We start from the raw sequence: 6,073 nt of genomic DNA, 5'->3' as shown, positions 1-6,073 counted from the left end.
GGGTCACGTCTCGACGGAAATCAACAGGTATGATTTTTACATCTATGGTCTGGCAGCCTCGCTGGTCTTTGGCGATCTGTTCTTTTCGCCCGATATGGACCGGGGCGTTGCGACCTTGATGTCCTTTGTGACCTTTTGGGTCGGCTTTCTGGCGCGTCCGGTCGGCGGGGTGATCTTTGGTCATCTGGGCGACCGGATCGGGCGCAAGACGACGCTGGTCATCACATTGTTGATGATGGGGCTGGCGACCACCTGTATCGGGTTGTTGCCGACCTATGGCTCGATCGGGGTCATGGCGCCCGTGCTGCTGGTGCTCTTGCGCTTTATCCAGGGCGTTGCGGTTGGCGGTGAATGGGGCGGTGCGGTTCTGATCGCCAGCGAGAACGCGCCCAAGGGTAAAAGCGTGCTTTATTCCGCCTTTGCCCAGCAGGGTGCTCCGGCAGGGATCCTGTTGGCGATTGGCGTTTTCTTCCTGCTCAGCATGGCTGATACGCCCGATTTCCTGCTGAACGGCGGGTGGCGCGTTCCGTTCCTGCTGTCTTCGGTCCTGATCGCGATCGGCCTGATCATCCGGCTGAGCATCGAGGATGCGCAGGATGTGCGGAAGCTGCTGAAAGAGAACCGCGAGCAGAATGTTCAGCCGGTACGCGAGGCGATCCGGGGTCATTGGCCGCTGATCCTGCTTGGCGCGGGCACGCTGCCGATCATCTATGTGACATATATCAAGACCAGCTTTGCGCTGTCTTGGGCGACCAAGACGCTGGGCTATGATTCAGGCACGTTCCTAAGCCTGATTTCGGTCGCGGTGATTGTGCAGTGCGTCACTCAGCCCTTTGGCGCGATCCTGATGAACCGCATGGATATGCGCAAGGCGGTGCTGATGTTCACTGTGCCCGAGTTCTTTCTGGTGCCGCTGATGTTTTACGGCATCTACAGCATGAACTATTGGTTCGCGATGATCACCATGGCGCTCGCGACCATTCCGCACGGCATGTACTATGGCGCGATTGCCGGCGTGCTGGCGCGCGCCTTTCCTGCCCGGGTGCGCTATTCGGGCCTGTCGCTTGCAAACCAGCTGGGCGCGGTGACGGTCGGCGGTGGTACCCCCGTGTTGTTGCAGTTCCTGCTGAACAAGACCGGCAGCATCATCCCGGTCGCCATTGTTTCGGGCGGCTATGCGCTGGTGTCGCTGATTTGCGTGCTGATCGTGCTGCGGATGACCGGAACGGATGCGCGTGAGCTTTCGAATGCCGAGCGTGAGGATGCCGAAGATCTGGCGGGCCTCTCTGCCCTGACGGCAGAGCCGGCGGGCGTGGTCCGGACCGCTTCGTAAGTCAGGGCGCTGCTGCCGGTTCGATGCCCGTACCGGCAGTGGCCTTTCATGGCGGCGTCAGGACAGCGCGGCCTGTCTTGCCCGGTTTTTGTCCGGGGCAGTGATTGCCAATATCACCTTACGGACAGGGGGTGAGACCGGGCACGCGGCTCTCTGTCCGAATCGGCGTCGGCCATTTTCCCCGATCGGGCACCGGGGGTATTCCGTGAACCATAACGGGCCGGCAAGCGCGGACCTGTAAGGTATGAGCCTGCCGCGTAACGGGGTAAGCACCTGCTGCAGATCGGTGTGCAGCTCGTTATCGGGTGGGAAAAAACATCGGCATGATGACGACACCGACGATCAGCAGCGCCCAGCACGCCCATGGGTACCATGCGGCAAGGGCTGCCCGGCGTTGCTGATCTTTCAACGGAAAGACCGTCAGCCACAGCAACACCGCCCCCAGCGCATAGGCGGCATAGACAACCCATTCACGGACATGGACGACGCGGCCCGCGGGCCAGTTTGCCTCTTGATAGGCGGTTGTATGCGCGACCAGCAGGATGAACAGCAGTGAGCTGACGCTGTTTATGATGGTGGTAAATGGCAAAGCCTTGGCTCCGGCAGTTGGTTTCGCGACAAGCTCTTTAAGCCGGATGGTCGGTGCGCGCCATCGCTGACCCGGGCTTTGGTGCTGCCTTCGCGTCCTGGCATTCTGGCCGGCATTCTTCATGCGGTACGCCATTTAACATGGAACAGGGTGAAATTTCCGGCTGGGTTTTCCGGCCGCCTGTCCGCCGGACAACCCGAACCTATACCAAGGACTGGATATCGACATGGCCCGTTCCGGGGCTCTGATCGGTCAGGAACGGATGACATGCTTGCTTTTGGCACTTACCGGGCTGAATGGTCCGGCAATGTCCGGGGCGACCTGCTGTCCGGGCCGGTCGTCGCGCTGGCGCTGATCCCCAAGGCCATCGCCTTTTCCACCATAGCCGGCGTCGACCCCAAGATGGGGTTTTACGCCAGCTTTTCCATCGCGGTGCTGATCGCCCCTGCCGGTGGCCGGTCGGGCATGATCTCGGCCGCGATTGCTGCGACGGCGGTTTTGATGGTCACACTCGTACGCGATCACGGGTTACAGTGTCTTCTGGTTGCGACCGTGCTGGCCCGGCTGCTTCAGATCGGGGCGGGGCTGCTGCGGCTGGGGCTCGTCATGCGCTATGTGTCGAAATCGGTGATCACCTGGCTTGCCTATGCGATTGTCGCGGCGGGGCTGGCGATCATCTATCTGTTTTCGCTGAGTTTCAGGGCGGTGCCCTTGCGCTTGGTCACTATTGTTGTGCTAACGGTGCTGTCGATCGCCTTTGGTTGGGGTGTACGCACGGTGGGCGATATGGGGGCGCTGCCTGATACGCTGCCGGTCTTCATGGTCCCGCAGATCCTGCTGACGCTGCAGATGCTGCTGATCATCCCGCCCTATTCGGCAGCCATCGCCGTGGTGGGCTGCCGGAAAGCCTGATGACGCAGAGCCTGATCCGATACGAGATCCGACCGCAATCAGGAATGTATCGGGCAGGGTATCGCCAATGCCGCTACCGGCTTTATCGGTGGCATGGCAGGTTGTGCGATGATCGGGCAAAGCATGATCAATGTGAAATCCGGCGGGCGCGGCAGGCTATTGCCCTTTGTCGCCGGTTTTGTGCTGCTGATCCTTGTGGTCTTTCTGGGGGAATGGGTGGCGCAGATCCCGATGCCCGCATTGGTGGCCGTGGTGATCGTGGTGTCGGCCCGCACATTCTCGTGGTCGTCGCTTGGGAACCTCAGAACCCATCCGCGGTCCTCTTCTGTGGTGATGCTGGCGATGATGGCGGCGGTGGTCCGGACCTATAACCTTGCCATCGGAGTGCTGCTGTCTGGGATATTTTTCGCTGCCAGGATCGCCCATCTGTTCCGGGTCACCACTCAACCCGGATAGCCGGGTGCGCGGCTATGTGATCGAGGGCCGGTTGCTTTACCGTTCGGTCGAGGCGTTCATGAATGCCTTGCCCTTGGTGCAGCGGCAAAAAAGGTGATCATCGACATCAGCCGCGCCCATATCCGGGACACTTCCTCGGTGCAGGCGCTGGACACGGCGATCCTGAAGTTCTGCCGTAACGCGGCAGAGGTCGAGGTTGTCGGCATGAACCAGGCCTCTGAGACCATCGTGGATAAGCTTGCCATTCACGACAAGCCCGGCGCGATGGACAGTCTGATGGCGCATTGACCAAGGGTGCGATGGCCGGGGCCTGCTTTCGGGGTCTTTGGCCAGTTCTATTACCGCTGATATTCTGGCAGATACGCTGGTAAGGCGCAGACCTGCCCTTTCTGCTCGATCAGCCGGCAGGACCGCAGGCCAGCGCAAGCGCGTCCGCGATCCGGTCATAGTCCTTTGAGATGATCCCGGTCGCCACGCGGATATGAGGTTCGTTGCGCAAAGACATGCGGCTGCCCGGCATGACCGCAATTCCATGCGCGGCCAGCGTGATCATTGCAAAGGATTCTTCTGACACGCGCATCCAAGTGGCAAGCCCTGCGCCAAGCCGATGCGTTATCCCCCGCGTTTGCAGGGCGTGGGAAAGGGTGCGGTTGCGTTCGGCATAGGTCTGTTTGGCGTGCGCGATTACCTCGGCGGTTTGGGAGTCCCGCAGCAGCCAGGCGGTGGCTGATTGCAGGATGCGGCTGGGCCCGCCCGAATTGAAGCTGCGATAGGCGCGCAGTCGCGCCACCAGGTCGGCATTGGCCGAAAGCACGGCAAGCCTCAGGTCGGGGCCATATGGTTTGGAAAAGGATAGAATATGGGTGGTGCGGTCCGGAAAGCGGCTGCCCAACGACTGTGGCGGGTTGGTGGACAGCCCCCCAAGGCCGTCATCCTCGATGATCGCGGTGTCCGCATTCGCCAGAACGTCGCCCAGCTGTCGCAGCCGCTGGGGCGTCAGTTCATATCCCGTGACAGAGTTGAGCCTGGGCTGGAACAGGAAAGCTGCAGGGCGCTTTTCCATCACGCGGGCCAGCATGTCGGGCCGGGGTCCCTGGCCATCATTGGCAACGGGCACGATGATCGCGCCCAGATGTTCAAGAATATCCAGATGGCGCATCGGTGTCGGGTCCTCGACCGCGACAACTGCATCCGACAGGCTCAGGGCACCCAGAACCATGTGAACCGCGCTATAGCCGCCGTTCACAGCCAGCATCGCCTCTGGCTGATAGGGCCATTGGTTTCGCAGAACCTCTTCCAGTTCGGGCTGCACCTGAACCCGGCTGTAGCTGTTCAGACCCTGCGCCCGGGCCCCATAAGCCAACGCGGCCTCAAGCGGCGGCAACAGGGCTGTGTCGGGAACGGCGAAAGACAGGTCCAGCACCCCGGAGCCATAGCGCCCGGCCGAGGCAAAGCGGGTGGGCTGGGTCACCACCGGCCGATCGGCGACGCGGATGCCATTCCGACCGCGCCCCTCCAGCACCGAACGCTTACGCAAATCGCTCCATGCAGCAGAGACGGTCGCCGGGCTGATCCCCAGCACAAAGGCGATGTCGCGGACCGGGGGCAGGCGCGCGCCATGCGGAATAACGCCCGCTCGAATCAGGGCGCGAACATGCATGGCAATGCCACGAGCTGACGGATCGCCCAGATTTTGGGCAATTTTCTCGACCGCAACCGGTTCTTCCACAAGCCAAACTCTGTCTTTAAATGTTCAGTAACATAAAATCTATTGATCAGTAGCAGTCAAACAAAAAATACTCATGGAGGAATTAAGAAAGGCCACATCTTGCTGACACTGCGCATCGCCCTTCGCGATTGGGATTACATTACGCCTCTGGTTCTTGGTGAGGTTGCTTCTGAAAAGCTGAAACTGATCGTAGATCGTGTCGGCACATTGGTGCCCCATGTCGGGCGCAGCGATTATGACGTGGCCGAGACTTCGTTCAGCCGTTACGCGCAGCTGTGCCACGACGGCGACGACAGCATCACCGGCATTCCCAATTTCATCATGCGCGGTTTCCGTAATCGCTGCGTCATTACCCGCAATGACGGCCCGACCTCATTTGCCCAGTTGAAGGGGGGCCGTATCGGCGTCACCGGCTGGCGCGACAGTGGCAATACCTGGACGCGGGCCGTGCTGCGCCGTGATGGCGTCGGGGTCGAGGATGCGTTCTGGTATGCGGGGCGGCTGACCGAAACACATCCGATCACCGATCGTCTGGACGGCTTTGGCCGCCCCGGGCGTATCGAGGCTTGCCCCGATGAGCGGCCTATGGCCGACCTGCTGAGAGAGGGGTTTCTGGACGCGATTTTCACCCCCTTCATGCCCGCGGGGTTTTTTGCGCCCGACAGCGGATTGCGTCAGGTCCAGACCGATTTTCGCGCGGCGGAAAAGGCTTATCTGGATGATGTCGGATATGTTCCCGGCATGCATCTGATCAGCATCAAATCCGGGATCGCCGATGCCCATCCCTGGGTTGCGCAGGAAATCTCGGACATGCTCGATACCTCGCAGCGTATCTGGGATGAAAAGCGCCAGAAATACGCGGATACGACCCCGTGGCTTTTTGACGAGCTGCGCCGCTGTAAAGCCGACCTTCCCGCGGGTTGGAACGCCAGCGGCGTGAATGAGAATATGCGGATGATCAACGATTTTGCGCAAGAGCTGCATCAGCAGGGCATCATGCCCCGCGTGCTGAGCGCCGCTGAACTATTTCCCCGTTTTGTCTGACAGGAGAGAA

4 protein-coding genes, 1 pseudogene and 1 other annotated feature are annotated in these 6,073 nt (G+C 60.7%); of the genes and pseudogenes, 3 read left to right on the top strand and 2 right to left on the bottom strand.

The window, feature by feature from the left end; all coding sequences use genetic code 11:
• A partial coding sequence (locus PARACOCCUSGL_RS20750) for an MFS transporter (RefSeq protein ID WP_010398772.1) occupies positions 1-1,333 on the top strand: 1,333 nt, incomplete at its 5' end.
• A 298-nt stretch (positions 1,334-1,631) separates the two neighbouring features.
• Here the strand turns inward: PARACOCCUSGL_RS20750 and PARACOCCUSGL_RS0116150 are convergent.
• Positions 1,632-2,045 (bottom strand): hypothetical protein, encoded by a 414-nt coding sequence (locus tag PARACOCCUSGL_RS0116150; protein ID WP_202796793.1) that lies wholly within the window; start codon positions 2,043-2,045, stop codon positions 1,632-1,634.
• 16 nt (positions 2,046-2,061) lie between these two features.
• Positions 2,062-2,119: a sequence feature (sul1 is cis-regulatory element that is thought to sense ions involved in sulfur or methionine metabolism; They are found in Alphaproteobacteria), on the top strand.
• 70 nt (positions 2,120-2,189) lie between these two features.
• On the opposite strand from PARACOCCUSGL_RS0116150, the pseudogene PARACOCCUSGL_RS20745 reads away from it, so the two are divergent.
• Positions 2,190-3,578 (top strand): annotated as a pseudogene (locus tag PARACOCCUSGL_RS20745) (SulP family inorganic anion transporter).
• A gap of 109 nt (positions 3,579-3,687) precedes the next feature.
• Here PARACOCCUSGL_RS20745 and PARACOCCUSGL_RS0116140 read toward each other — a convergent pair.
• Positions 3,688-5,019: a PLP-dependent aminotransferase family protein gene (locus PARACOCCUSGL_RS0116140; RefSeq protein ID WP_010398767.1), complete on the bottom strand. Its 1,332-nt coding sequence runs from the start codon at positions 5,017-5,019 to the stop codon at positions 3,688-3,690.
• A gap of 99 nt (positions 5,020-5,118) precedes the next feature.
• On the opposite strand from PARACOCCUSGL_RS0116140, the gene PARACOCCUSGL_RS0116135 reads away from it, so the two are divergent.
• Positions 5,119-6,063 (top strand): hypothetical protein, encoded by a 945-nt coding sequence (locus PARACOCCUSGL_RS0116135; protein WP_010398765.1) that lies wholly within the window; start codon positions 5,119-5,121, stop codon positions 6,061-6,063.
• Positions 6,064-6,073 lie beyond the last annotated feature (10 nt).

Origin of the sequence: Paracoccus sp. TRP, assembly GCF_000185925.1 — a bacterium.
Lineage (GTDB): Bacteria > Pseudomonadota > Alphaproteobacteria > Rhodobacterales > Rhodobacteraceae > Paracoccus > Paracoccus kondratievae.
This window is presented reverse-complemented; position numbering and strand designations above follow the sequence as displayed.